At 39.5% G+C, this 25,767-nt stretch carries 25 protein-coding genes; 12 read left to right on the top strand and 13 right to left on the bottom strand.

The features are described from left to right. The first annotated feature begins 143 nt into the window (after positions 1-143). Both QHT84_RS04840 and QHT84_RS04835 read left to right on the top strand, forming a co-directional pair. Positions 144-494: a hypothetical protein gene (locus QHT84_RS04840; RefSeq protein ID WP_283238422.1), complete on the top strand. Its 351-nt coding sequence runs from the start codon at positions 144-146 to the stop codon at positions 492-494. Positions 495-614: 120 nt separating this feature from the next. Next, positions 615-1,145, top strand: a complete 531-nt coding sequence (locus tag QHT84_RS04835; RefSeq protein WP_283238421.1) for a YceI family protein — start codon at positions 615-617, stop codon at positions 1,143-1,145. Between the two features lie 286 nt (positions 1,146-1,431). On the opposite strand, the gene QHT84_RS04830 is transcribed toward QHT84_RS04835, so the two are convergent. After that, the gene (locus QHT84_RS04830) at positions 1,432-4,344 is read right to left on the bottom strand and encodes a T9SS type B sorting domain-containing protein (RefSeq protein WP_283238420.1); all 2,913 of its coding nucleotides are present in this window, start codon (positions 4,342-4,344) and stop codon (positions 1,432-1,434) included. Positions 4,345-4,535: 191 nt separating this feature from the next. Between QHT84_RS04830 and hemN the strand changes: the two genes are divergently transcribed. From hemN to QHT84_RS04810, 4 genes are all read left to right on the top strand, one after another. Further along, the gene (gene hemN, locus QHT84_RS04825) at positions 4,536-5,900 is read left to right on the top strand and encodes an oxygen-independent coproporphyrinogen III oxidase (RefSeq protein WP_283238419.1); all 1,365 of its coding nucleotides are present in this window, start codon (positions 4,536-4,538) and stop codon (positions 5,898-5,900) included. Between the two features lie 34 nt (positions 5,901-5,934). Further along, complete coding sequence (locus QHT84_RS04820) at positions 5,935-6,351, top strand: hypothetical protein (RefSeq protein ID WP_283238418.1); 417 nt, start codon at positions 5,935-5,937, stop codon at positions 6,349-6,351. Positions 6,352-6,658: 307 nt separating this feature from the next. Continuing rightward, positions 6,659-6,850 carry a cold-shock protein gene (locus QHT84_RS04815; RefSeq protein WP_283238417.1) on the top strand — a complete coding sequence of 64 codons (192 nt, stop codon included), beginning with the start codon at positions 6,659-6,661 and terminating at the stop codon, positions 6,848-6,850. Positions 6,851-7,074: 224 nt separating this feature from the next. Then, a complete protein-coding gene (locus QHT84_RS04810; RefSeq protein ID WP_283238416.1) occupies positions 7,075-7,806 on the top strand; it encodes a sulfite exporter TauE/SafE family protein in 732 nt (243 codons plus the stop codon). A gap of 48 nt (positions 7,807-7,854) precedes the next feature. Here QHT84_RS04810 and QHT84_RS04805 read toward each other — a convergent pair whose 3' ends face one another. The 9 genes from QHT84_RS04805 to QHT84_RS04765 all read right to left on the bottom strand — a co-directional run bounded on the left by QHT84_RS04805 (position 7,855) and on the right by QHT84_RS04765 (position 16,763). Next, positions 7,855-8,085, bottom strand: a complete 231-nt coding sequence (locus QHT84_RS04805; RefSeq protein WP_283238415.1) for a YdcH family protein — start codon at positions 8,083-8,085, stop codon at positions 7,855-7,857. Positions 8,086-8,109: 24 nt separating this feature from the next. Continuing rightward, on the bottom strand, positions 8,110-8,811 hold the full coding sequence (locus QHT84_RS04800) for a sulfite exporter TauE/SafE family protein (protein WP_283238414.1): 702 nt from the start codon (positions 8,809-8,811) through the stop codon (positions 8,110-8,112). Positions 8,812-8,844: 33 nt separating this feature from the next. Beyond that, positions 8,845-9,291: a FixH family protein gene (locus QHT84_RS04795; protein WP_283238413.1), complete on the bottom strand. Its 447-nt coding sequence runs from the start codon at positions 9,289-9,291 to the stop codon at positions 8,845-8,847. A 12-nt stretch (positions 9,292-9,303) separates the two neighbouring features. Beyond that, positions 9,304-10,725 (bottom strand): cytochrome c oxidase accessory protein CcoG, encoded by a 1,422-nt coding sequence (gene ccoG, locus QHT84_RS04790; protein WP_283238412.1) that lies wholly within the window; start codon positions 10,723-10,725, stop codon positions 9,304-9,306. Between the two features lie 74 nt (positions 10,726-10,799). Next, complete coding sequence (locus tag QHT84_RS04785) at positions 10,800-11,741, bottom strand: cbb3-type cytochrome c oxidase N-terminal domain-containing protein (protein ID WP_283238411.1); 942 nt, start codon at positions 11,739-11,741, stop codon at positions 10,800-10,802. Between the two features lie 24 nt (positions 11,742-11,765). Further along, positions 11,766-11,933, bottom strand: a complete 168-nt coding sequence (locus tag QHT84_RS04780) for a CcoQ/FixQ family Cbb3-type cytochrome c oxidase assembly chaperone (RefSeq protein ID WP_283238410.1) — start codon at positions 11,931-11,933, stop codon at positions 11,766-11,768. A gap of 8 nt (positions 11,934-11,941) precedes the next feature. After that, on the bottom strand, positions 11,942-14,119 hold the full coding sequence (ccoN, locus tag QHT84_RS04775) for a cytochrome-c oxidase, cbb3-type subunit I (RefSeq protein WP_283238409.1): 2,178 nt from the start codon (positions 14,117-14,119) through the stop codon (positions 11,942-11,944). A gap of 2 nt (positions 14,120-14,121) precedes the next feature. Then, a complete protein-coding gene (ccoS, locus tag QHT84_RS04770) occupies positions 14,122-14,316 on the bottom strand; it encodes a cbb3-type cytochrome oxidase assembly protein CcoS (protein WP_121313422.1) in 195 nt (64 codons plus the stop codon). Between the two features lie 71 nt (positions 14,317-14,387). After that, positions 14,388-16,763: a heavy metal translocating P-type ATPase gene (locus tag QHT84_RS04765; protein ID WP_283238408.1), complete on the bottom strand. Its 2,376-nt coding sequence runs from the start codon at positions 16,761-16,763 to the stop codon at positions 14,388-14,390. Between the two features lie 108 nt (positions 16,764-16,871). Here QHT84_RS04765 and QHT84_RS04760 point away from each other — a divergent pair, with 108 nt between their 5' ends. After that, on the top strand, positions 16,872-17,552 hold the full coding sequence (locus tag QHT84_RS04760) for a Crp/Fnr family transcriptional regulator (RefSeq protein WP_283238407.1): 681 nt from the start codon (positions 16,872-16,874) through the stop codon (positions 17,550-17,552). Positions 17,553-17,621: 69 nt separating this feature from the next. Here QHT84_RS04760 and QHT84_RS04755 read toward each other — a convergent pair whose 3' ends face one another. Then, positions 17,622-20,444, bottom strand: a complete 2,823-nt coding sequence (locus QHT84_RS04755; RefSeq protein WP_283238406.1) for an Ig-like domain-containing protein — start codon at positions 20,442-20,444, stop codon at positions 17,622-17,624. Between the two features lie 411 nt (positions 20,445-20,855). On the opposite strand from QHT84_RS04755, the gene QHT84_RS04750 reads away from it, so the two are divergent. Next, positions 20,856-22,124, top strand: a complete 1,269-nt coding sequence (locus tag QHT84_RS04750) for a sterol desaturase family protein (protein ID WP_283238405.1) — start codon at positions 20,856-20,858, stop codon at positions 22,122-22,124. Beyond that, positions 22,121-22,807 (top strand): lysoplasmalogenase, encoded by a 687-nt coding sequence (locus QHT84_RS04745; RefSeq protein WP_283238404.1) that lies wholly within the window; start codon positions 22,121-22,123, stop codon positions 22,805-22,807. Before QHT84_RS04750 ends, QHT84_RS04745 begins: the two co-directional genes overlap by 4 nt. A gap of 14 nt (positions 22,808-22,821) precedes the next feature. On the opposite strand, the gene QHT84_RS04740 is transcribed toward QHT84_RS04745, so the two are convergent. Next, positions 22,822-23,235 carry a DUF6691 family protein gene (locus QHT84_RS04740; protein ID WP_283238403.1) on the bottom strand — a complete coding sequence of 138 codons (414 nt, stop codon included), beginning with the start codon at positions 23,233-23,235 and terminating at the stop codon, positions 22,822-22,824. A 3-nt stretch (positions 23,236-23,238) separates the two neighbouring features. After that, on the bottom strand, positions 23,239-23,796 hold the full coding sequence (locus tag QHT84_RS04735; RefSeq protein WP_283238402.1) for a YeeE/YedE family protein: 558 nt from the start codon (positions 23,794-23,796) through the stop codon (positions 23,239-23,241). A gap of 91 nt (positions 23,797-23,887) precedes the next feature. Here QHT84_RS04735 and QHT84_RS04730 point away from each other — a divergent pair, with 91 nt between their 5' ends. The 3 genes from QHT84_RS04730 (at position 23,888) to kdsA (ending at position 25,766) form a co-directional block, all read left to right on the top strand. Continuing rightward, entirely contained in the window at positions 23,888-24,379 is a 492-nt protein-coding gene (locus tag QHT84_RS04730) for a DUF4199 domain-containing protein (protein ID WP_283238401.1), read from the top strand. A gap of 44 nt (positions 24,380-24,423) precedes the next feature. After that, a complete protein-coding gene (locus tag QHT84_RS04725) occupies positions 24,424-24,879 on the top strand; it encodes a 2-dehydro-3-deoxyphosphooctonate aldolase (RefSeq protein ID WP_407649235.1) in 456 nt (151 codons plus the stop codon). Positions 24,880-24,947: 68 nt separating this feature from the next. Further along, complete coding sequence (gene kdsA / locus QHT84_RS04720) at positions 24,948-25,766, top strand: 3-deoxy-8-phosphooctulonate synthase (protein WP_283238399.1); 819 nt, start codon at positions 24,948-24,950, stop codon at positions 25,764-25,766. The last annotated feature ends 1 nt before the right edge of the window (position 25,767 follow it).

Genomic DNA, 25,767 nt, shown 5'->3' with positions numbered 1-25,767 from the left:
TAGTATTGCCATTTCATTACAAAACCGCTTTTCGTAATCTGATTTCAGGAGTACGCTCTTTTTGATATCATAGCCTATTCCATTTTGTAGATCATAATAAAATTAATGTCGCTTTGCTTGTGTGCTTGTTGATTGCAAACGGTATGATTGACGAAGCCAAATCAAAAAAAGCAGCCTTTGCAGCAGCCGACGAAGCCTATCAAAAAGAAAAGCAACGCACCGACCATTACATGATTTCGGGTGTTGTGAAAAAATTATTTACGGCAGCAGTTAATGGCGATATCGTATCAAAAGAACGGCTTGTAAAAGTTATCCACGAATTTGAAGCTTATTATAAAACAAATCCCGACTCGTATGCCATTTACCAACAATACCGTAAATTGTATGACGATTACAGTTGGTATTTAACCAAAGGCGGTAAGGCATTACATTATGATCTCACGGTTTTTCGGTATTTCAAAACACTCAAAGACAGCGGTAAATCATACAAATGAGTTGCTTCTCTTTTGAAAAAAAATCCATTTCTTAACCTAGATTAAGTGATAACTGTTGGTGACCGCAGTAATTTTGTCTTGTTTAAAAGCAATAACAACGTTTAACTAAAAAATAAAATTATGGCAAAAGCTAACTGGGCTATAGACCCAACCCATTCAGAAATTGGTTTCAAAGTGAAACACATGATGTTTACTAATGTATCAGGAAAATTTGATTCCTTTTCGGCGGATATCCAAAACGAGGAAACACAATTTGAAACTTCGGAAATTCGCTTTTCAGCCGAGGTAAAATCTATCAATACCGGTAACAGCGATCGTGACAATCACTTGCGAAGTGCCGATTTTTTTGACACCGATACTTTTGGTACACTGACTTTCAAAAGCACCTCGATAACAAAAGTAAATGAGGGGCAATACGAAATTAAAGGCGATTTAACAATTAAGGATGTTACCCAGAATATTTCTTTAGGTGCGGAATACAGTGGCTTAATGAAAGACCCATGGGGAAATACCCGAATCGGGCTATCATTAAACGGAAGCATCAACCGTAAAAATTTCGGCTTAACCTGGAATGCTGCCTTAGAAACCGGTGGTGTTTTGGTAGGTGAAGATATCAAACTAAGTGCTGAAGTACAATTTGTAAAACAATAAACAGCGCTTAGATTAACCGTTTTCGGTCCTTGCTCACGAACAACTGAACATCTAAATCAACACATGACAATTTTATAACATTTTATAATAATTGTGCAACAGTTTTTTGAAAGAGAACTACCAATTTTGTAAAAGCAATCGTATCGAGTCAAGAGAAGAAAGTCATTCACCAAACGTTATTTTGGTCCTAACCGATACGAGTAATGCTTTGACATAAAGTAAAAAAACCGCCATGAGGGATCGTGGCGGTTTTTGTTTTAACTTCTTGAAAAAAACGGAGAGGTATTTATCGCACCATTGAAAAGTGTGAACGGAAAGTTTGCCAAACCTTTTCCCCTTCGGCATTATAATCTTTAAATTCCACCATAAACCAATAATCAGTCGACGGCAACAACTTTCCGTTGTAAGTACCGTCCCACCCCGGGCTTTGCGGACTCAATTGGGTTAACAATTTACCGTAACGATCAAAAATATAAATCTTGGCATTGGGTTGATTATCAAAATAGTAGATATTCCAAAAATCGTTGGCTCCATCACCATTAGGAGTAAAGAAATTAGGATACCCTAACACCATAACACTTTTAGTAACATCGGTACAATTATTCACATCGGTAATCGATACTTGATGCACGCCTGAGGATAAATTGGTATATACATTAGACTCCTGAAATGGTCCGTTGTCTAACGAATACAAATAAGGTCCCGTTCCTCCTTGTACAACTACCGTCATGGTATTATTTTGATTGAACGTATCTGTTATGTAAGCGTAGAAATCTTCCACTGTTACAGCCGTAGAAACTGTAGAAGAAACCGACGGTGCTACACAACCGGTTTGATTGTCTGTCACTACCACCGAGTAACTACCCGGAGCCGCAACAGTGTAAATATTTGACGTAATCGGGGGTGACACCGGCGTGCCGTTTAAAAACCATTGGCAGCTGTAAAGTAAATCACTCAGACCGGTATTCAAAATTGCCGGTCGGAAAACCTGTCCTCTCGGGTCTTCGCAGATGGCAAAATTAGACAATTGCGGAGCCGGCAAAGGATCGATTCTGACCGTTGTAAAAACGGGTGCCGGCGAACAACCGCCAAGGGTAGGCATTGTATACGTTATTTGATGCAATCCAGCAGTACTGGTACTTGGTGTAATACCTCCGTTAGAAGCATTAATAGTAAGTCCGGCCGGTGCACTGTAAGTCCCTCCCGCAAAAGCAGCCGTACCGGTAAGGGATACCGCTTGAGGTGTGTTTAACGACATACAAAACGGATCGGCATAACTAATAGCTGCGGTAGGCATTTCGGTGATGGTAACCGTAGCGAATTCGGTAACTGCGGCACAACCGCCACCGGCCGGAATGATATAAGTAATCGTATAATTTCCTACTTGAGATTGACTTGGGATGATAGCTCCGGTATTGGCATTAAGTTGTAGTCCCGGAGGCGTAGCCGAAAATGTTCCCGACAAATAATTCCCCGTTCCGGTAATTGTGACGGATTGCGGAGTGGTCAGTGAATTACAAAAAGGGGTAGCATATTGAAGGGATGCCGTAGATGCCGCAATAATTGTAACTTGAGTAGCAGCCACTACGGAACTACATACCCCTCCTACTTGAGGTGTGGTATACGTTACTTGATACAAGCCGGCTGCACTGGCAGAGGGTGTGATGTAACCGGTATTCGGATCGATGCTGAGACCTGCCGGTGTGGCAGTATAAGTACCCCCTGTAATTTGTCCGAGTCCGGTAAGCGAAACCGGTTGTGACCAATTGATGAGATTACAAAATGCCGGTGCCGTATACTGAATTGAGGCTGAGGGCGATTGGTAAATAGTAATGGTAATGGTAACCGGTGGTACCGTACAGTTGTTAGTGGTTGGAATGGTATAGGAAACCTGATAGGTTCCCGGTGTACTGGTACTTGGGTTGAACTCTCCGGTGGCCGCATTAAAACTCAAGCCGGTAGCCGGAGAAACACTGTAGGTACCTCCTGTATATAGGTCGGTTCCGGTAAGCGTTACTGTTTTAACAGCGGTATCCGAAGTACAAAAACTACTCTGTCCATAGGTGATTTGTGCTGTTGGGGCCATATAAACCGTAATGGTTTGTGTCTTGGTCGTAGTACAACCAAAAGCATTAAATGTGGTAAAAGTAACGGTATAGGTACCACTGGAAGGAAACACGTGGGTAGGATTGTGTTCGGTAGAAGTGGTGCCGTCACCGAAATCCCATAAGTAACTATCCAATAAACTGTGATTTACCAATACAGTTGTATCTTCAAAAACCGCATTATTATAACACGTGTTGGTCATCGTGAAATCGGCTACGGGATCTTCTAACTGTAGTACCGTAGAAATATTAACCGTACAACCGGTAACCGAAGTCATAGTACAGGTATACGTAAGACCGGCATTCGGATTAGTTACCACAATAGATTGTGTCGTTTCTCCGGTATTCCACAAATACGTAAATCCTATAGGGGCAGTTAACTGGGCAGCAAAAGAGCCGGTACAATACGTGGCTCCAATCTGCAAAGGCGAACAATAGGCATCCACATATGCATACCCAAAATGGGCTCCGGGTGAACAATCTCCGGTTTCAAACTCAACGGTAATGGTTTGTCCCATGTAAGCACTGAGGTTAAGCCCAACAGTTGTCCAATTCCTATAGCGAACTTCTCCCCCGCTAATCGGACTTATACAGGTTTGAAAACCTTCCAGTCCGGCAGCCGCTACTACGGTATATACTCCGCAAACCGGATCAATCAATTGCCCCGCTGCATTGAGCACCCTCACCTGAAAACGAGGTTGTTCTGATGGGCTATGACCGGGATCTTCAAGCACTACGGCATACTTATAAATAAATAAGGAAGATGACGGCGTTACTGTCATAGTATACGACAAGGTTTCGGCCTGCGCACCGGAGTTATCATTACCGACGCGGGCTGAATACAACCCACCCGGAGCTACCACCGGTACGGCACCACAGGTATGGGGATCGGTTCCTGTACCGGACATAATGGTATGTCTTCCGTTAACAATACCCGAAGGCGCTGTGAATATAGGACAACAGTAACCGGTTTGACCTTGCCAACCTGATAAATCACCCGATTCAAAATCGGAATTCGGACAAGAACTTTGAGCTGAAATGGATAAGGTAAAAAGAGTTAACAGGGCAACGAGAGCTAATCTTAATGTTTTCAAGAGAGGGATTTTTTTACTAAAATATAAATTAAATACTAAATTCCTACAAATGAACACTTTTTTTTATTTCTTTTCACAAAATCAATATTTTTTATTCTCTGTTAAATTATCAGACCGATACCACTACATGACAATTGTCATTTTTATTTATGCATTCGCATCTTACATTTGATCTTGAAAAAAATGTAGCTATGTCGTTTTCTTTAATCCAAAAATATAATGTTCCCGGTCCGAGGTATACCAGTTATCCTACGGTTCCCTATTGGGATGAGACTACGTTTTCGGTTGAAATATGGAAAGAAACACTGATTAAAAGTTTTAATGAAAGTAATGCTGCCGAAGGCATTAGCTTGTATATACATCTCCCTTTCTGCGAAAGTCTTTGTACTTTTTGCGGTTGCCATAAACGCATTACCAAGCGTCACGAAGTGGAACATCCGTATATTGATGCCGTGCTCAAAGAATGGGCGATGTATTGCGAACTGCTCCCGCAAAAGCCTATCATTAAAGAGATTCACTTGGGCGGTGGAACTCCAACTTTTTTCTCGGTTGACAATTTAGAACGACTCATCAACGGAATTCTCAGTAAAGCCGAAAAAGCAAAAGTATACGAGTTTAGCTTTGAAGGACATCCTAACAATACTACCCGATTACACCTGCAAAAGTTATATGACTTGGGATTCCGGAGGGTAAGTTTCGGTGTTCAGGATTATTCTGAAAAAGTGCAAACCGCTATTCATCGCATTCAGCCGTTTTACAATGTGGCCAAAGTCACTTTTTGGGCCAGAGAAATTGGCTATACTTCGGTTTCGCATGACTTAATTTTCGGCTTGCCGTTCCAAACTTTAGACAATGTAATTGACACTATTGAAAAAACAAAATCATTAGGTCCGGACCGTTTAGCCTTTTACAGCTATGCGCATGTTCCATGGATTAAAGGAAACGGTCAACGTGGCTTTAAAGATGAAGATGTCCCCAAAGACGACGAAAAGCGCAAACTCTATGAAGTAGGCAAAAAGCTTTTAGCCAGCAAAGGGTATCATGAGATTGGGATGGATCATTTTGCACTGGCCGATGACCGTATGTATGTGGCTTTTAAAGAAGGAAAATTGCACCGTAACTTTATGGGCTATACCGCTTCGAAAACCCAGTTGATGATTGGCTTGGGAGTTTCTTCCATTAGTGATAGTTGGTATGCTTTTGCCCAAAACGAAAAAGAATTAGAAGCGTACTATGCGCGACTAGCCCAAAACGAATTGCCCGTATTCAGAGGACATCGTTTGAATGAAGAAGATTTAATCATTCGAAAACACATATTAAATTTAATGTGTCAATTTGATACTTCTTGGCAAAATGATGCCTTGTATTTTGAAGGCTTACCTGAGGTATTGGTGCAACTGCACGAAATGGAAAAAGACGGCTTACTCGTCATTTCGCAGAACAAGGTAACCGTTACCGAAAAAGGAAAACCTTTTGTACGCAATATTTGCATGGCTTTTGACCTGAGATTAAAACGCAAAACACCCGAAACCCAACTCTTTTCGATGACTGTCTAAGGTTGAAGCGGTCACTAATCCTAACAAAATATAAATGAATTTTCTATTCCGATGGTTTATATTTTGGCTTCCTATGATACCGATAGCTGTGGTAAACGGTACTATTCGTGATTTAGGATATGCGAAATATATCGGTGCTTTAATAGCTCACCAAGTTGCCTCGGTAGTACTCATCGCCTGGCTCGGGTTATATATGTACTTCATTTTTAAAAAACATCCCATGACATCAACTGTTCAATCGTTACTGCTGGGTATTTATTGGATGCTGTTGACCGTTACATTTGAATTCGGACTCGGTTATGCCTCGGGCAAAAGTTTCAACACGATGATGCTGGACTATCATATTGAGCAAGGCCGACTCTGGATTTGCGTTTTAGTTTGGATAGCAGTGGCGCCTTACTTCTTTTTTATCAGAAAAACCACAAGAAAACAAAAGAAAACACATTTGTAACGATTTATTGGTATGCACAGCTTAAACTATTGTAAAAAGTTGAATAGTGGTAACAGAAAAAGAGTTTACGCCATCAAAGTTGAGATTGAAAAACTTGTCAAGGGTACCTATAACACAGAAGAGCATAAGAAAAGCCATTAAAATTTGAGGCGTAAAAGTCTGAAACAACACCATTTCTTTTTAAAAAATATTAAATTTTATCGCTATTTTAAATATTATTTTTGAAATATTTTCAATTTTTCAGAAAAATAGATAAACTTTTTGCAAAAAACAATTATCTTTGTTCTATTATTAATTCAATATTTTTATGAACGAAGGAACAATTAAGTTTTTTAACGAAGCGAAAGGCTTCGGATTCATCACTCCAAACGGTGGTGGCAATGATGTGTTCGTACATGCTAGCGGTTTAAATGAACCGGTACGTGAGAACGACACGGTAACTTACTCCGTAGAAAACGGACAAAAAGGACCAAGTGCTGTTAATGTAAACGTTATCTAAGATATATTTTACCTTTACCAAAAAAAGCCAGTCTGAAGAGACTGGCTTTTTTATTGTTTAAAATCAACACCCGTAAAAGCCATTCTACACCATAGCCATCATGTTTTTTATCAGATAAAATTTGTTTATCTTTAAAACGAAATGTACAATAAAAACCGACGGCAGTAAACCGTATCATATTTTTGTAAAGCTTTTATCAACCGTTTTATCTTTTATCACCAACTTTGGAATACCTGGTTTACTTTATTCTTTTAGCCTTGTTGGCCGAAATTTTAGGCACCGTTGGTGGTTTTGGCTCTTCGTTATTTTTTGTGCCGATTGCCGGTTATTTTCTCGATTTTCACTCCGTTTTAGGTGTTACTGCCCTGTTTCATGTGTTGAGCAATATAACTAAAATCGGTTTCTTCCGTGGAGGTGTCGACCGGAAACTGATTATTACCCTAGGCATACCGGCGGTTATTTTTGTAGTGATTGGCTCGTATTGGAGTCGGTTTATCGATTCTAAATGGCTGGAATTAGCCTTATCCCTTTTCTTAATAATATTAAGTCTTTTCTTTTTACTTTTTAAAGATACTGTTATCAAACCCACAACCCCTAACAGTATTCTCGGCGGTATCAGTTCGGGTTTTGTGGCCGGAATAATCGGTACCGGTGGCGCCATCAGGGGCATGACACTGGCCGCTTTTAACTTAAAAATGCAAGTGTTTATTGCTACATCAGCCGTGATTGATTTAGCGATAGACAGCAGCAGAACCATTGTTTACGGCCTCAACGGTTATATTCATCGGGATGATTTGTACCTGATTCCGATTTTGTTTGTAGTAAGTATTATTGGCACCTATATAGGAAGGCAAATTTTGACTAAAATATCGGAAGCGCAATTCAAAAACATTGTCTTAGTGCTCATTTTTATAACCGGAATCATTACGGCTTTCAGCGCTTTTCAAAAAATATAAAAAAACCACGCTTTTCAACGTGGCTTCTAACTCAATTAACTTTAAAAATTACTGATTCAATCGGGCGTATATTTCGTCTTTAAGGAATAAAAATCGGGCTTTTAATTCGTGTAAAAAATTATCATTGGCTACTTCAGAGCCCATGTTGATTCGATGAATTTGATGCTCAATTTCATGATATTCATCAAACAAGTTTCTGAAATGCGCATCAGAAACCTTAAGCTCGTGTATTTTTTCCTGAAATTCAGGAAACTCGTGTAATAAATCGTGTTTTTCCATGGTGTGTATTTTAAGGGTTGATTTTTAGTGACAATTTGCCGCCGCTTGGACAAATAAGTCCATTTGACTCGGCGATACATATGCGATATCCAATCCCATACCGCGAAGGACAAACAACAGCCCTAAAATAACGGTAATTACGGGTACCACTTTTTGCAATTTATTTCGGATTGGCATTGACAACAAAGAACCGGCATACACGACAGCGCTCATCATTGGGATCGTTCCCAATCCGTAGAGTACCATATAGGCCAATCCGTAAAAACTATTTTGCATGGCCACGGCGCCAAACAGCGCAGCATAAACCAATCCGCAAGGCAATAAACCGTTGAAAAAGCCTATGGTGAAAAAAGCGTCTGCGGTTTTTCGTCTAAATTGTTGTCCCAAACGGGTTTTAACGGATGCAATGAATTTATGAACCGGTCTGGAAAAATTGTATCGCGCCAATGTTTTCTCGGGTACTATCGCTAAAAGAATCATACCAACACCTACGACAATGGATAACTGCTGTTGAAATCCGGCCATATAGAACCCTTTACCTAATAAACCAAACAACAAACCCAACATGCCGTAAGCGGTTAATCGCCCAACATGATACAGTAAAATTTGTACGGCTTTCCGGGTTGGATTTTGGTGATTTACCGGCAACATCATGGCAATGGGTCCACACATACCAATGCAGTGTAAACTGGAGAGTAAGCCAAAAAGGATTGCAGTGTAGAGCATATCAGATGATTAGATTTCTTAGATTTTAGCCTTTTAGAAATAGATTTCTTCTTTATTCAAATAGGTTTTACCTTCGTATTCCCAAGCTACAATAATATCCCATAGACCGCCAACCAGATTGTTTTTAGGTATGAGCAAATCGGAACCGGATAATGAAATCGGGGTATCAAAATCCAGTTTTTGGTTGGACGGTCTGTATAGGGATACTTTTCCTTGAATGAGAGCAGGGTTTAATGTTTTCGGAAAACGGACTACGATGCCGTTTTCGGTTTTGGCAATCAGCACTTTTTCCGATAAACTATTGGCATTCTCTGTGCTTTCAATATTTTGTTGTACTAATTTTTCTTTTTTGTAGTATTCTTGTGTTACCAGTTCGTTGTTGTATTTGTCATTCGACTGTACTTTAAACACAAAATACAGTATGAAACTCATAAATAGTGCAAATGCGATGACTATTCCTTTTCCCCAATTGATTTTCATAATATGCTGTTTTTAATTAAAACTTCTCGGCCCTACAAAATTGGTAGTCGCCGTTTCGATGTGTTTACTGTTACTGTAAACTTCTATTTTAAGCGCCACTTTTTCGTCTTCTAAATCGCTTTCCAATATTTTGACAAAAAAAGTTCCTTTCGCCAAACCTTGCTTTGGCACTTTGGCTGTGGGGCTACCAACCAGTTTAATTTCACCTTTGGGCTCGATGAGCTTGAAGGTGACATTGTTAAAATCCTGATTGGTTTTATTGACAATATCATAATTGTAAATATTGACAATGTGATGTCCTTCGCGTTGAAACAATTGTCCCGGAGTATGCAGTACCGTAGCTTCAACTTCATTTCTCAGGAATAACATTCCGATGAATACGCCAACCAAAATAGCCAATACGGCTATGTACCCTTTCATTCTGGTAGTTAACCGGAATGGTTCTTTTTTCACAATTTCGTCTTCACTGGCATACCGAATTAATCCTTTTGGAAATCCGACTTTTTCCATGATGGCATCACATTCATCAATACAAGCGGTGCAATTAATACATTCTAATTGTACCCCGTTACGGATATCGATTCCGGTTGGACACACATGTACACACACTTTACAATCAATACAATCGCCTTTGCCCAGTGCTTTACGATCTTCATTCTTATTAAACTTTCCTCTGCCCGATTCTCCTTCGCCACGTACATGATCGTAAGCTACATTAATGGTTTTGTTATCCAATAAAACGCCTTGCATTCTGCCGTACGGACAAGCAATAATACACACTTGTTCTCTGAACCAAGCGTAAATAAAGTAGAATACCGCGGTAAAAATCAACAAGGCAATGAGCGTTCCGGTATTTTGTGTTGGTCCTTCTTTGATAAATTGGATAAGTTCATCACTTCCTATCAAATAGGCCAAAAACACATTCGCAATGATGAAAGAAATCAAAAAGAATATCATCCATTTACCGACTCTCTTTCTGATTTTTTCGGCATCCCATGCTTGTTTTGCCAAGCGCATTTGTTGTGCTCTGTCGCCGTCGATCCAAAATTCGATGCGTCGGAACACCATTTCCATAAAAATAGTCTGCGGACAAAACCATCCGCAAAAAATACGCCCGAATGCCACGGTAAACAACGCCAATCCTACGACTCCGATAATCATGGAGATCACAAAAAGATGGAAATCCTGCGGCCAAAACGGAAAACTGAAAATGTTAAATCTTCGATCAACTACATTAAAAAGTAAGAACTGATTGCCGTTAATTTTAATAAAGGGCGCCGATAACAAAAAAACCAACAAAAAATAACTGAGCCATTTTCTTTTATCATAAAACGGACCGGAAGGTTTTTTGGGATGAATAAAAGCTCTTTTTCCCTTTTCATCAATAGTAGCTATACTATCTCTAAAACTTTCATCATGGTTAACGGTTGACATGGTATGTAGAATTAACGATTGGATGCTTTGGGTTTAAAAGGCTTCGAACCTAAGTTCAAAGCCTTTATATAAATTTACTGTTTTTGAACTACCGATGTACTATCAGCGACCGGAGCAGCCTCCGTTTTAGGAGCGGCTTCCTCAACCCATTTTTCCCCTTCCGGTGCTTTAGCTCCGGCCGGTTTGGTGCCTTGTAAGCTCATAACGTAGCTGGCTACTTTTTGTACTTCTTTAGTGCCTAAGGTTTTCGCCCATCCTACCATCGTAGGGTTGTTTTTACTACCTTCTGCAATCAATTTAAATACATTTTTGATACCGCCACCGTTAATCCAATATTCATCGGTTAAGTTAGGTCCAACGACTCCGCCTCCGTCTGCTTTGTGACAAGCCGCACAAGCATTCGCAAATATTTCTTTTCCTTTAGCCAAACTCTCGGCATCGGTTAACATGGTAACCTTGTCTAAAGTAATTTCTTCCTTAGGCGCGATAAGCTGATTCTTTTCAATTTCCAATTTAGCCGCAGCCACTTCTTGATCGAACTCTTGGGCTTGGTTGTAATCGCCCATTACATGAAAACGTACCAAGTAAACAATACTAAAAATAATAGTAATATAGAAAAGATAAACCCACCATGGCGGTAACACATTATCCAACTCTTTAATACCGTCGTAATCGTGCTCGAGCATTACATCGGCTTCTTGCTCTATGGCTTTGGAACGTGTCATGGACTTCATGAGACCTTGAATCCATTTACTTTCTGTAAACGATACCGATTGCGCTTCTTTTAATTGTTGACGTTGCGCATCGGTTAGCATATGATACGTTACTTTATCGATAGCACTTATTACAATTTCAATGGCTACCAGTAAAAAAAGGAAAACCACTAAAAACAAACCGACCATAGGGAACTTGATAAAAGCCGGACGATCGCCCGAATCAATGAAGTATTCCAAAGCGCCGAAAACAAAGGCGAAAATCAGTGGTACTCTTACGTATGAAGGAATTAATTTTTTCATTTTTATATTTTTTATTGTGATTGATTAGTCTTCCAAAGGAAGCTCACTAACTCTTTCAATGGTTTCTTTACTGTAGGTCATCGCCCAAACCGTGAACAATACAAAAGCGGTAAAGAAAATCGTCAGCGATATTATCGGGTAGATTTCTACACCGGTAATGGTTTCTAAATTGTGTTTGACAAACTTTAACATAACTTGTATTATTTAGATTTCACCTGGGTATCGGTTCCTAAACGCTGTAAGTAAGCAATAAGAGCAATGATTTCTCGGTCTTTCAACGGCACTTCTTTGGCTTCCCCAAAAGCTTTTTTGATGTCCGGATTAGCCAGTAATTTGCTTTCAATTTTAGACGCTTGCGCATCGGCTGTTTTTAATGCCTCGGCAATGTCTTGTTGGGTATATGGTACTCCCAAGGTTACCATAGTTTCCATCTTAGCTTGCAGCGTCGAATTGTCTAACTGATTTTTAATTAACCATTGGTATCTTGGCATAATAGAACCCGGGGAAATACTTTGCGGATCGTACATATGGTTAAAATGCCACACATCATCTCTACCGCCGTTGAATGGTTTACCCGGTACACCTTCACGGTGTAAATCCGGTCCGGTACGTTTAGAACCCCACAAGAACGGGTGATCGTAAACATATTCGCCTGATTTAGAATAATCCCCGTAACGCTCCACCTCGGAACGGAATGGTCGGATTAATTGGGAGTGACAACTTACACAACCCTCTCTGATGTAAATATCGCGTCCTTGTAATTCAAGTGGTGTATACGGTTTTACCGCGGCGATAGTCGGGATATTTGATTTCACCAAAATTGTCGGTAAAATTTGTACCATACCACCAATTAAGATGGCAATAGTAGTATAGACCATGAATTTTACCGGTTTTCTTTCCAACCAAGTGTGCCATTTTTCTCCTTTTAGGCGGTTCGGGCTGATAACGGCTAACTCAGGAGCTTCAGCAGCATCGTCTTCGATAGCCGCACCTTGTTTGATGGTTTTGACAATATTGTAAACCAATACTAAAACACCAACTAAATACAAAGTACCACCGATGGCACGCATCCAATACATTGGAATAATCTGAGTTACCGTTTCTAAGAAGTTGCCGTATTGTAAGGTTCCATCCGGCTTGAATTGTTTCCACATTGAAGCTTGAGTAAACCCGGCTACATACATAGGCAAGGCGTACAACACAATTCCTAAAGTACCAATCCAAAAATGGAAGTTGGCTAATTTTTCAGAATATAATTTGGATTTGGTCATTCTTGGGATTAACCAGTAAATCATACCGAATGATAAAAATCCGTTCCAAGCCAAGGCACCAACGTGAACGTGAGCAATAATCCAATCGGTAAAGTGTGCAATAGCATTTACGTTTTTCAAGGATAACATTGGTCCTTCAAACGTAGCCATACCATAACCCGTAATCGCTACTACGTAAAATTTCAATACGGCATCGGTACGTACTTTATCCCAAACACCACGAAGGGTTAACAAGCCGTTAATCATACCACCCCAAGACGGCGCAATCAACATTACGGAGAACACTACTCCAAGATTTTGAGCCCAATCCGGTAGCGCAGAATACAACAAGTGGTGTGGTCCGGCCCAGATGTAAATAAAGATTAACGACCAGAAGTGAATGATGGACAATCGGTAAGAATACACCGGTCTGTTAGCCGCTTTCGGCACAAAGTAATACATCATCCCCAGGAATGGTGTAGTCAAGAAGAAAGCCACTGCATTGTGTCCGTACCACCATTGCACTAAGGCATCTTGTACACCGGCATACACCGAATACGATTTCATACCCGATAAAGAAACCGGTAATGCTAAACTGTTAAAAATATGAAGTACGGCCACCGTAACAAAAGTGGCTATATAGAACCAAATAGCAACATAAATATGACGTTCTCTCCTTTTAATAATGGTACCAATCATGTTGATACCGAACACTACCCAAATCAAAGCTATAGCGATGTCAATCGGCCATTCTAACTCGGCATATTCTTTAGAAGTCGTATAGCCTAACGGCAATGTAACGGCGGCGGCTACAATAATTAATTGCCAACCCCAAAAGTGGAGTTTGCTTAAAAAATCACTAAACATTCTGGCTTTGAGCAAGCGTTGCATAGAGTAATAAATTCCGGCAAACATGGCATTCCCCACAAACGCGAAAATTACCGCATTGGTGTGTAACGGTCTGAGTCGTCCAAAACTTAAAAAGGAAATTCCGCTGGTTACATTGGGAAATAAAAACATAAATGCTAGTATTAGCCCAACTAACATCCCAACCACACCAAAAACGATACTGGCGTAAATGAAGTTCCTTACAATTTTGTTGTCATACTGAAATTGTTGCATTTCCATAATTATAATTGTTTTTCTTCGGTTATATTAATTTGATTTTTGTTAGTTTCTTTTACGAGCTCGTCGTCAAAAAGCATTCTGACAGATGGCGTATAGTCGTCGTCATATTGTCCGCCTCTAACCGCTTTAATGAAAGCGTAGAGAAAGAATACAGCAACTACAATACTTATCGAGATTAACATATAAATGACACTCATACCTCTAATTTGTGTTAGACAAAATTACTGTTGTGGTTATTCTTAAAATATGACATTTGTCATACTTGTTTTTATTTTTTGGCGGCAAACACATTACTCATTAAGGTTACAAAACTGACAATAGTTATAGTACTCAACGGCATGATAATAGCGGCCACTATGGGTAATAAATTACCGGTTACAGCATAGCTCAATCCAACCACGTTATACAGTAACGACAATCCGAAACTCATATAAATAATTAACATTGCATTTTTAGAATACCGCAGAAAGAACGCAATTTTTGAAAACTGGCCGGCATCTAAAATACCGTCACATGCCGGTGAGAACACATTGACATTTTCAGAAATGGAAATTCCCACATTACTCTGTGCCAAGGCACCGGCATCATTAAGACCATCTCCAACCATTAATACATTTTTACCTTGTTGTTGTAACGAATCGATGTAAACCAATTTTTGCTCCGGCTTTTGATTGAATACCAAATGTGTACTTGGAGGTAACATTTTTTCTAAAATTTTACGCTCTCCATCGTTATCTCCCGACAATACAACCAATTCATACTTCTTAGCCAATTCTTCAAACAGTTGCTCCAAACCTTGACGGTATTGGTTATTGAACACATAACTGCCTTTGTATACACCGTTGATTTCGACATGGACTTTGGTTTTCTTATGGGTTGCTTCGCTCATATGTTGTAAGAACTGAGAGGAACCTAATTTGACGGTACCGCCTTCCAATTCGGCAATAACTCCTTTCCCTATTATTTCTTCAAAATGGCTGACTCCAACAAGTTCTTGAGGCGGTAAATAATCATACAAGCGACGACTCAACGGATGGTTGGAACCCCGGAGCGCATTCTTGATTAGTTTTAACTCAAAATCGTTCAAGATTTCGCCCTCATAAGTAATTGACGTTTTTTTATTGGTGGTTATGGTTCCCGTCTTATCGAATACAATGGTATCCACTTTGGCCAGTTGCTCTATTACGATGGCGTTTTTAAGATACAACTTTCGGTTCCCCATGATGCGCAGCACATTACCCAGCGTAAACGGAGCTGTGAGCGCCAAAGCACACGGACAAGCTACAATAAGGATGGCTGTAAATACATTGAAAGCAGTACTCACATCTATGAATATCCAATATCCGAAAGACAGAACGGCGAGTAGCAACAAAGCCGGCGTGAAATAATGACTGACTTTATCGGTAATGGATTTGTGTTTTTGTTCTACTTTTTTCTGGAAAACATCATTACTCCATAATTGGGTCAAATAACTTTGCGATACCGAAAACAGGACTTCCATTTCGATAAGCTTACCCAATTGCTTGCCGCCGGCAAAAATTTTGTCTCCCGATTCTTTTTCAATCGGAACTGCTTCACCTGTCACAAAACTATAATCGATTGAAGCCTTTTCGGAAATCAAAATCCCGTCAACCGGAATCAATTCTTGGTTCCGAATCAACAGACGATCTCCTTTTTTAATATCGTATACCTGTATGGCTTCTTCTTGTCCATCGGGCAGTATTTTTGTAATGGCTATCGGGAAATACGATTTATAATCGCGTTCAAACGACAAAAAATCGTAGGTTTTTTGTTGAAATAACTTACCGAGCAACATAAAAAATATCAACCCACACATGCTGTCGAAAAAACCTTGTCCGAAGCCAAAAATGATATCCACTGTGCTTCGAATAAACATTACTACAATTCCCAAAGCAATAGGAATTTCGATATTGAGTAACCCTTGTTTTAAACTCTTCCAAGCCGCCACATAATAGCCGGAAGCCGAATAAATAAAAGCCGGTAACGATAATGCGAAAATGAGCCAACGGAAGAAATCTTTATATTGTTCAATCCAAAATTCCCCTACTTCAAAATACTCGGGAAAAGAAAGCAACATAATATTTCCGAAACTGAAAAAAGCGACACCCAATTTGTAAATCAAAGAGCGGTCAACCCTCTTTTTACTCTCTCCGAAATTTTCTAAACTAATGTAAGGCTCGTATCCTATGGAACAGAGCAATTCCACAATGGCTTTGAGATGGGTCTTTTCAGAATGATACGTAATGCGGACTTTTTTGTTGGGAAAGTTTACCTGAGAAGCTATGATTCCCGGCTGAAGCTTTTGTAGATTCTCCAAAATCCAAATACACGAACTACAGTGTATATGAGGAATATACAATGAAACAATAGCGGTTGTATTTTCTTGGAAATCGAGGAGTTGGTTGACAATGGCCTCATTGGCTAAAAAATCGTATTTACCTTTAATATCAAGTGGTGTGGCACCCGGTGCCGATTGAAAATCGTAGTAACACGTTAAGTCATTCTGACTGAAAATTTCGTAAACCGTTTTACAACCGTTACAACAAAAACTTTTAGCCTCAAAAACAATTCGGTCTTTCTCTACAATTTCATTACCACAATGGAAACACTGTGATGGATTCATAATTTATAATTTGCTCATTTACCTTTGGCAAAGTTGGCACTATGGCTAAAATTAAAATATGATATTTGTCATACTTTAAATATATTTGTAATAGCAAACCTAAACCGTATGAGTAAATGTGAACAATGTATCGTGAGGCAATTCAGTTCTCTGAAGGCATTGAGCAAAGACGAACTGCTTAAAATGGCCGAATGCAAAACGTCGTATACCATAAAAAAAGGCGAACCTATTTTTGAGGAAGGCGAGGTTACGAATGGTATTTATTGTGTGAAAGACGGGGTTTGTAAATTATCTAAATTAAGCTCTAACGGCAAAGACCAAATTGTAAAATTGGTAAAACCCGGTGAACTATTGGGACAACGCTCCATGATTAGTGAAGAACCTGCCAATCTGAGTGCCGTAGCTATGGAAGACATGGAGGTTTGTTTTATTCCCAAAAGCGAAGTTTTGCAATTTTTCACCCAAAACAATCAATTTTCCATGAATGTGATGCGCACCATTTGCGGTGACTTAAAAGAGGCCGACGACCACATGGTGAATTTGGCCCAAAAAAACGTAAAAGAGCGCTTAGCCGGAACCTTAATTTACCTTGAAGAAAACTTTAATACCGATACAGAAGGCGCTTTGCGTCTTCAATTGTCCCGTGAAGAATTGGCCGGTATGATCGGAACGGCTACCGAGAGTTGTATTCGATTACTTTCTGAACTCAAAAAAGAAGGACTGATAGACTTAATAGGTAAAAAAATTAAGATTATCGACAAAAATAAACTGCGCCGTCTGGCCGATTAACTTTCTCTATTAACAAAAAACCACCTGAATCTTTCGATTAGGTGGCAGTTGACATGATAACAGGGTTAGTTATTGTATCAACGTTTTCTTTGTATAGGTCAATCCGTTGTCAAGCGTTACTTTCACCAACAACATTCCGTTATTTTGAATTGAAACCGACTCTAAAGCATTGGTTTGAAGTGCCTCGTTTCGGTATACTATTTTCCCTAACACATCAAACATTTCCACTTTGGTAATAGCAGCAGCACTGCAATACACCGAAATCCCGTTGGCATTGGAAACTACTTTTACATCGCTTTCTGAAACAACAGGATGGTTCACTCCTAAAGCTTCGGTACTGTATCGCAATTCAAATCGGTCATTAAAAGTTCCGGCTGAAGTATTAAAAGTATAATTAGCATTTTTTAAATTGTGATACAAACCGGTGTTTTTGTCCAAAAGATACACCTCTTGGTTATCAAATAAACCATCAAAGTTTTCCAAAGATATGGTTAAATTACCGTTGATAGTTGTTGAATATCCCAAAGGCACAATATCATTTGAGGAAAACGGAAGGGCTTTGCCTTGAATGGACAAATCGATAGTATCCACTTGAGTGTAAATCGCAACCGGGTTACCAACCGGGGTTGTTTTTCCGTCAAATAAACGATCCATACCGTCAGTAGCATTTTCGATGTATCCCAACAACATTTGGTTGTAAGCGCCTTCATCGTTTGTTAAGGAAATCCACAAACGGTGTTTTTCCAAGCCTTGAGATACCAAACCACCTTCATTATTCTCGGATGGAGAATTAGTTCTGAAAAACTGACTGTTATTGCCTGCAATTCGCATGGAGTTTTTAAACACCGCCGAATAGGTTCCGTTTGCGGCACTAGTATTAGCCTCGATGAAAAAGCCTTGTCCTGCAGCAACCTTTCCGGTAGGTACGGCACCACCTGATAAGGCTGCCGTTCCGAAGCCGGTACCAACTCCACCCGTTAAATTATACTTAGCGTAATCGTTAGCCGAATAATTTCCGCTCACAATTGCGGTATTGTGTGTCCATAAATATATAGTACCGTTAACGATAGCAGAATTTGAAGGATCCGTAATAAACAAATCGATATCAATAGCCGACGGATAAGGATTCCCTATCAGATTGTTAGTCCCGGCCGATTTGATTATCGGAGTTGAAATCACTCCGTTATTAGGCACTCCGTGAAATATGGCCGGTAAGATTAATGAAGGGCTATACGTTAAATTCTCTGGAGTTCTCGACAAATATCCCACTCCTGCAGCCATAACTGTTGACGCTGTTTGAGCCACATAAGTATTAGCGGTAGGATTAAAAGAATAAAAATATGAATCTCCGGGAACCTGGCTTAATGTAGCACCACTCACCGGTGAAGACCAATAGCTGTAATCATAAAGTTTCATCGGCGTGGAATTGCGCTTGTACGTTATATTACCCGAATTCACCGAAGCATTGTTGGTTTGAACCAAAGAAGCATTATTTTCAAAAATTAAGGATCCCCCCGGATTTACCGATACCTCATTTACAATACTCAAGGTGTGACCTGAGTTAAATGTTACGGATCCCGAAGTTACCTGACATGTACAACCCGATACATTTCCGGTTGAAGAATAATTACCGGAGAACACTAATTTCTGAGCTGAAGTCGGAGCACCATTTGACCAAACGGAACCATTCCAAGTATTCGTTGGTTGCGATGAAATTACGATGCTGTTGGAAGCCACAGAACTACATGATCCCGAAGTTGCTGTGATTGTATAAGTTCCGGCCGGTGCCGTTACAGAGGAGCCCGAAATAGTAACTCCGGTGCTTGGTGAAGCGGTATAAGTGTAAGAGGCATTGTAATTCGTAATTGAAAAAGTTCCGGTGGCAATAGTACAGGTTGGCTGAGCCAAACTTCCCAATGTAGGTTGTGCAGGTACGAATGGTTGTGCATTAATGACAGCGCTTGTTGCCGATGAAATACATCCCGCAGCACTTTTGGCTGTTACATTATAAGTTCCGGCATTCAAACCGCTGAAAATTCCTGTGGTATTGGTGTAGGTTGTGCCGTTAATGCTGTATGTCATTCCGCTTCCCGTTGGATTCGAAATCGTAATCGTTCCGGTGGCCACAGTACAAGTGGGTTGCGTTGTAGAAACTGTAGGTGCTGCAGGAAGTGGATTTACTGTAATGGCAACAGCTTTTCTGGGTGTAGTGGCACCACTGGAAACAGTTACCGCCTCAACATAATATGTAGTTGAAGCAGAAATGGTTGGTGTGGTGTACGTTACTGTATACGGGCTGGATGAAGCCGTTGTGGTATACACCGGAGTACCGCCCGAAGCTACTGTATAGAATTTGAATGTAGTAGAAGAAGTCGGTGCCGGATTTTGAGAAGCCGTAATGGTAGAGGTTCCCGAACCACAAACAGCTGTAGCAGAAGCAATCACAACGTTAAATCCACCATCATTAACTAATGTTGGGAAATCAGTTATGGCCCCGCCGCTTCCATTACATGAAGCCACTTTAATAGAACCGATTTTAATTAAGTCGGAAGCGCTACAGTTACTTCCTGCGCTGATATTTCCGCCGTTTTCAATTACTATTGACGAACCGGCTGCTAGCGTCATGTCATAGTTACCGTTAGAGAAATCAATGTTTGCATTGTTTCGGATAACAAATTGAATAACCCCATAACAGCTCAAATTCAAATTTTGATTCATCACCAAGTTTGTCGGATTCGTTCCGTCTCCGATATAGATGGTGGTACATCCCGAAAAAGTACTACAGGTAATCGTACTGGAGTTTACATTTGGTGTGCCGGTCAAAGTACATTGTGCCTTTACTACTGTAACAAAACACAATATCAAAATCGATAATAATAGTCTTCTTTTCATGTAGTCGTTTTTTAGATTTGGAAACTAATAACAGGGCAAAATTAATTTCGATAACAGTAGCAAACCATTTTTTCCGATGTGTTACCAAAAAACTCTATTAAATGCATCCGCACTGCCATTCGTTGATTTTATTGGTTTTTTATCGATTTTAAAAGGAATAAAACCGGGTAAACCTGGATAAATTACGATTCAATGGCACTTTCGGTTTTAAATTCCAAAAATTTTAACTCAAAAAAGAACGTATTCTTAAAAAAATGAATACAATAATAATTTTGTACTAATTTCGTCTTGTTCCACAATCTTGTCGAGGAACAAGTTTGAGGTAAACAGGAAAGAATTTAAAGCACATTTTATTTTGAAAAGATAAACTGTTCTGAAATTTATATATTTGATACACAAATAAGAACGCAAATGGAACAATACGGAAAGATATTACTCATAGCCATGCCGTTTTTTCTATTGTTGATTGTTATTGAGAAAGCATACGGCTATTTCAAGGGCATTGACCATGCGCCGATGATGGACAGTATTTCGAGTATCAGCTCGGGGATGACCAATGCGGTAAAGGATGCATTGGGATTGAGTATCGCCATCATATCGTATGAATGGATGGAGTCGCATTGGGCCATTTGGCATATTCAAAACTCGTTGATGACGTATGCCATTGCTTTTATCGTGATTGATTTTTACGGCTATTGGAGCCACCGCTGGGCACATCAAATAAACTTGTTCTGGAACAAACACGCCATTCATCACAGTAGTGAAGAATTCAACTTGGCTTGTGCTCTGCGCCAACCGATTTCGAGTTTTATCAATTTGTTTACTTTCTTATTATTGCCTGCGGCTATTTTGGGAGTTCCGTCGACCGTCATTGCCATTACCTTGCCGATTCATCTTTTTTTACAATTTTGGTACCATACCCGATATATCGGAAAGCTTGGGTTTTTGGAAAAAATAATCGTTACACCTTCCCATCACAGAGTGCATCATGCCATCAATCCGGAATATATGGATAAAAATCACGGTCAGATTTTTATTGTTTGGGATAAATTATTCGGCACATTTCAAGAAGAAAAAGAAGATGTTCCTGCCGTGTTCGGAATCACGCGTCCGGCACATACCTGGAATCCCATAAAAATAAATTTCCAACATTTATGGCTGTTACTGAAAGATGCCTATCGCGCCGAGAATTGGAAAGACAAATTAACCATTTGGTTTAAACCAACCGGATGGCGCCCGGAAGGTTTCGATGAAAAATATCCGGTTGAAAAAATAAACGATGTGTATCATTTTAAAAAATACGACAAACCGTATTCCAAAATATTGTTGTATTGGGCATTAATCCAATTGTTCAGCACATTAGGGCTGATTAGTTATTTGTTCGGAAATATAGCCGTTATTGGGTTGCCGCACATATTTGTGTACGGCTTGTTTGTGTTTATCACCATATACAGTTACACCGAATTAATGGATACTCAAAAGTTTTCTCTTTTATGGGAAACGATTCGGTTTTCTCTCGCCATAGCCATTTTATTTTATTATGGCGATTGGTTCGGTTTGAATCGATTTTATTCCTTTGCTTCAATGATTTTGGTATCCTATTTCTGCCTGTCGCTCTTGATGTCTTTTTATTTTGTTACAATAGAATTTAACGCACTTAAAACACAAAAAATACGATGAGAAAAAGTAATGGTATCTTAAAAATTTTTATTGCTTTTTGTTTGGGCTATCTTCTCGTTATAGCCCTGCGATTAGAAGACATTGCGATGTATCTGAAGCCGTTATTACTTCCTTTTTTACTCTACACCGTTTACATCCATAAAATTTTTGAGACCAAAAAGCTGTTGCTTACCGCTTTATTTTTTTCGTGGCTGGGCGATTGTGTGTTGCTTTTTTCCGACCAGGGAGACCTCTATTTTATCATCGGATTGGTGTTGTTTTTAATCGCTCATTTTTTTTACATCCTACTGTTTACCAAACAAAAATCACAACCGCTACTTCGAAACAAATCAGGATTTTGGTTGGGTTTTGTCGCTGTATCTGCTTATCTTTTTGGATTTCTGGCCTTGCTCTTGCCCAAGCTAGGAAAATTAAAACTTCCGGTAATTATCTATGCCTTAACCATTTCAATCATGTTGCTGAGTGCTTTGAAAGGTTGGCTCAGATGGAAAAAAGAATCCAAATATTTTATTCTCATCGGTGCCGCTTTATTTGTGCTGTCCGATAGTATTTTGGCCGTCGACAAATTTTATGTGACCGTGCCTTTAGCCACTTTTTGGATTATGACTACCTACCTCACGGCACAATTGTTGCTGACCTACGGCATTTTAAAAATGAACAAAAAACAAATAACGCTTCATTAAGAAGAACTTGTTATTTAATGTGGCAGATTGTCTTTGATGGCGCCATATAAAAAAGTGCCGAAGATAGCGCCCAACAATATAATTCCCACACTCCAAAAACCGGAACCAAATAATATAAAAATAGGACCCGGACACGAACCTACCATAGCCCATCCCAGACCAAACAAAGTTCCGCCAATCCAGTATCGGGCATTTCCTTTTTCTTTGTCTAAAATCACTATCGGATTTCCTTTAATATCTTTCAATTGTTTTCGCTTGATGATTTGTATCCCAATCAAACCCGTAGCAACGGCCGTCATAATGATACCGTACATGTGAAACGACTGAAATTGGAACATTTCATAAATTCGGTACCAGGAAACGGCTTCGGCTTTGGTCAAAACCACACCAAAAACAAAACCCACTATAATGTATTTAATAAAATTCATCGCTTAAAAAATTAAAGGTAAAATCATATGAGCCATGAGCAAGCCCCCTATAAAGAATCCGATAACGGCTTTCAGAGAAGGCCATTGTAAATTACTCAGTCCCGAAATAGCATGACCGGAAGTACAACCACCCGCATAGCGAGACCCAAAGCCGATTAAGATTCCACCCAAAGCCAGTATAAAAATCATTTTGGGAGATTTAAAAACAGATTCTCCGAAGAGTTTTTCAGGTAATAATTTCCCATTTGGGGCCTCGATACCCATGTCACTTAACTGCATTACGGTTTTCGGATTGAGAGCTACATTGGAAGCATCACTCATAAAATGTACAGCCACATAACCGCCAATCATGGCTCCAAAAACAACCACCAGATTCCAACGCTGTGACTTCCAATCCCAATCAAAAAAAGAAAAACGCTTTCCGATACCGGTCATGGCACAAAGTGAGCGTAAATTAGAAGACATCCCGAAGGCTTTTCCGAAATAAGTCAGGGTCAACATAATCATACCGATTAAAAAACCGGACAGTGCCCAGTGCCAAGTATGTGTTATCAGTTCCATAAATGATTTTTTTTACAAAAATAGAAATATAAAAATGTTTACCACTATTTTAAGTGAAATGAAGTACTTTTGGATTCAAATTTCAGCACCAATGAAAAACTTCAGCACCGAAATAAGATGGACACTTCGCTTTATATTATTGGTCTTAGCTTGGGCTATCGGAGAAAAATTTACCGGTTTGCACGATCAATACATTGACCGATATGCCTTGTATACCAATCTATTTGCACTTCCTGCTTTTTTGTTCTACTATTTGGCACTATCCGAAAAGAAAAAATACTTTTTCAACAATCAAATTACATGGCGGCAAGGGTTTGTGAGCGGTATCATTTTGTCCTTCTTTATTGCCATACTCATGCCGGTTGCCCAATTGGTTATTTACAAAAGTATCACACCACATTTTTTTGAAACGATAATCGAGTACAAAACGAAAAGTCAGAATCTCAAATTCCATATTTCAGAGAAAGATGCCGAAAGCTATTTTAATTTAAAAAGCTATATTATCCAAAGTATATTCAACACCTTGTCCATGGGAAGCACCGCAGGAGCTTTGGTTTCCCTGATGATTAAAAACAAAAAATAATTTGCACGGTTATTGCTATTCTTTTAAAAAAGTCTTTTATCATGATGAATCCGTCTAAAGCAGTCGCATTGAGCCTATTGATTTTACTTTGTACTTCATGTATCAGCACCAAATCAACACTCAAAAATGTAGATGACAATGCCCCAACGCCTACCTTAACAAAAGACAATGCCTTTTTGGTTACCGAATACAGCAAAGACAAAAAATACGGCTATGACCCCGATTATCCGATTAATGTTTTTTACAAAAATGCCAAAGACGAAAACCTCAATGCCGAGCGTTTTTTGAGAGCATTGGCCGGACCCAATGGTGAAAAAATCACATACACTAAAGTAGAAAGTTGCTGCCCGTTTCCTACCAAAAGATTTGAAATGGGAGCCGGTTTCCTGGACATCTATGAACTAACTTGGGATGGACAAAAAAATCCGATCCGTCTTTATCTAAATATTTATGAAAGAGGATATTTGTTAATTCCAATGGGCCTTTCAGCCAAAAAATAGCTTCAAAAAATATCTTTAAAATTTACTAAAAAATTTCATAACTTAGCGATTTTTAAATCTAAAAGTTTATGAATATCAGTAACATTCCACAAATCAAGCATATTGAGAGTGGAAACTTCTTCGTCCTAGCCGGACCCTGTGCCATAGAGGGCGAAGAAATGGCAATGAAAATTGCCGAAAAATTAGTCGGTATTACCGACAAACTCCAAATCCCCTATGTTTTCAAGGGATCTTTCAAAAAAGCAAATCGTTCTCGAATTGACAGTTTTTCGGGCATAGGCGATGAAAAAGCGCTGAAAATACTCCGAAAAGTTTCTGAAACGTTTCAAATTCCTACCATAACAGACATTCACACTAATGAAGACGCAGCCATGGCGGCTCAATATGTGGATGTTTTACAAATTCCGGCCTTCTTAGTCCGACAAACCGACTTGGTAGTCGCTGCCGCCAAAACAGGAAAAACCGTTAATTTGAAGAAAGGACAATTCATGAGTCCGGAAAGCATGAAGCATGCTGTTCAAAAAGTATTGGATTGCCAAAACGAAAATGTGATGGTAACCGACAGAGGAACTATGTTTGGCTACCAAGATATGATTGTAGATTTCCGAGGTATACCAACCATGCAAAACTACGCTACCACTGTGCTGGATGTTACTCATTCGTTACAGCAACCCAATCAAACAACCGGAGTTACCGGCGGTAGACCCGATATGATTGAAACCATAGCCAAAGCAGGAATTGCTGTTGGTGTTGACGGTATCTTTATTGAAACCCATTTTGATCCGGCCAATGCCAAAAGTGATGGCGCTAATATGTTGCATTTGGACTATTTTGAAGGATTAATGACACGTTTAACCGCAATCCGAAAAACAATAAACTCATTTTAAT

This window comes from Flavobacterium sedimenticola, from assembly GCF_030053345.1.
In the GTDB taxonomy this organism is placed as follows: Bacteria; Bacteroidota; Bacteroidia; order Flavobacteriales; family Flavobacteriaceae; genus Flavobacterium; species Flavobacterium sedimenticola.
This window is presented reverse-complemented; position numbering and strand designations above follow the sequence as displayed.

Coding starts and splice junctions, on each gene's coding strand:
- QHT84_RS04840 (WP_283238422.1), top strand. CDS start 144: ATGATTGACGAAGCCAAATCAAAAAAAGCAGCCTTTGCAGCAGCCGAC.
- QHT84_RS04835 (WP_283238421.1), top strand. CDS start 615: ATGGCAAAAGCTAACTGGGCTATAGACCCAACCCATTCAGAAATTGGT.
- hemN (WP_283238419.1), top strand. CDS start 4,536: ATGTCGTTTTCTTTAATCCAAAAATATAATGTTCCCGGTCCGAGGTAT.
- QHT84_RS04820 (WP_283238418.1), top strand. CDS start 5,935: ATGAATTTTCTATTCCGATGGTTTATATTTTGGCTTCCTATGATACCG.
- QHT84_RS04815 (WP_283238417.1), top strand. CDS start 6,659: ATGAACGAAGGAACAATTAAGTTTTTTAACGAAGCGAAAGGCTTCGGA.
- QHT84_RS04805 (WP_283238415.1), bottom strand. CDS start 8,085: ATGGAAAAACACGATTTATTACACGAGTTTCCTGAATTTCAGGAAAAA.
- QHT84_RS04800 (WP_283238414.1), bottom strand. CDS start 8,811: ATGCTCTACACTGCAATCCTTTTTGGCTTACTCTCCAGTTTACACTGC.
- QHT84_RS04795 (WP_283238413.1), bottom strand. CDS start 9,291: ATGAAAATCAATTGGGGAAAAGGAATAGTCATCGCATTTGCACTATTT.
- ccoG (WP_283238412.1), bottom strand. CDS start 10,725: ATGTCAACCGTTAACCATGATGAAAGTTTTAGAGATAGTATAGCTACT.
- QHT84_RS04785 (WP_283238411.1), bottom strand. CDS start 11,741: ATGAAAAAATTAATTCCTTCATACGTAAGAGTACCACTGATTTTCGCC.
- QHT84_RS04780 (WP_283238410.1), bottom strand. CDS start 11,933: ATGTTAAAGTTTGTCAAACACAATTTAGAAACCATTACCGGTGTAGAA.
- ccoN (WP_283238409.1), bottom strand. CDS start 14,119: ATGGAAATGCAACAATTTCAGTATGACAACAAAATTGTAAGGAACTTC.
- ccoS (WP_121313422.1), bottom strand. CDS start 14,316: ATGAGTGTCATTTATATGTTAATCTCGATAAGTATTGTAGTTGCTGTA.
- QHT84_RS04765 (WP_283238408.1), bottom strand. CDS start 16,763: ATGAATCCATCACAGTGTTTCCATTGTGGTAATGAAATTGTAGAGAAA.
- QHT84_RS04760 (WP_283238407.1), top strand. CDS start 16,872: ATGAGTAAATGTGAACAATGTATCGTGAGGCAATTCAGTTCTCTGAAG.
- QHT84_RS04755 (WP_283238406.1), bottom strand. CDS start 20,444: ATGAAAAGAAGACTATTATTATCGATTTTGATATTGTGTTTTGTTACA.
- QHT84_RS04750 (WP_283238405.1), top strand. CDS start 20,856: ATGGAACAATACGGAAAGATATTACTCATAGCCATGCCGTTTTTTCTA.
- QHT84_RS04745 (WP_283238404.1), top strand. CDS start 22,121: ATGAGAAAAAGTAATGGTATCTTAAAAATTTTTATTGCTTTTTGTTTG.
- QHT84_RS04740 (WP_283238403.1), bottom strand. CDS start 23,235: ATGAATTTTATTAAATACATTATAGTGGGTTTTGTTTTTGGTGTGGTT.
- QHT84_RS04735 (WP_283238402.1), bottom strand. CDS start 23,796: ATGGAACTGATAACACATACTTGGCACTGGGCACTGTCCGGTTTTTTA.
- QHT84_RS04730 (WP_283238401.1), top strand. CDS start 23,888: ATGAAAAACTTCAGCACCGAAATAAGATGGACACTTCGCTTTATATTA.
- QHT84_RS04725 (WP_407649235.1), top strand. CDS start 24,424: ATGAATCCGTCTAAAGCAGTCGCATTGAGCCTATTGATTTTACTTTGT.
- kdsA (WP_283238399.1), top strand. CDS start 24,948: ATGAATATCAGTAACATTCCACAAATCAAGCATATTGAGAGTGGAAAC.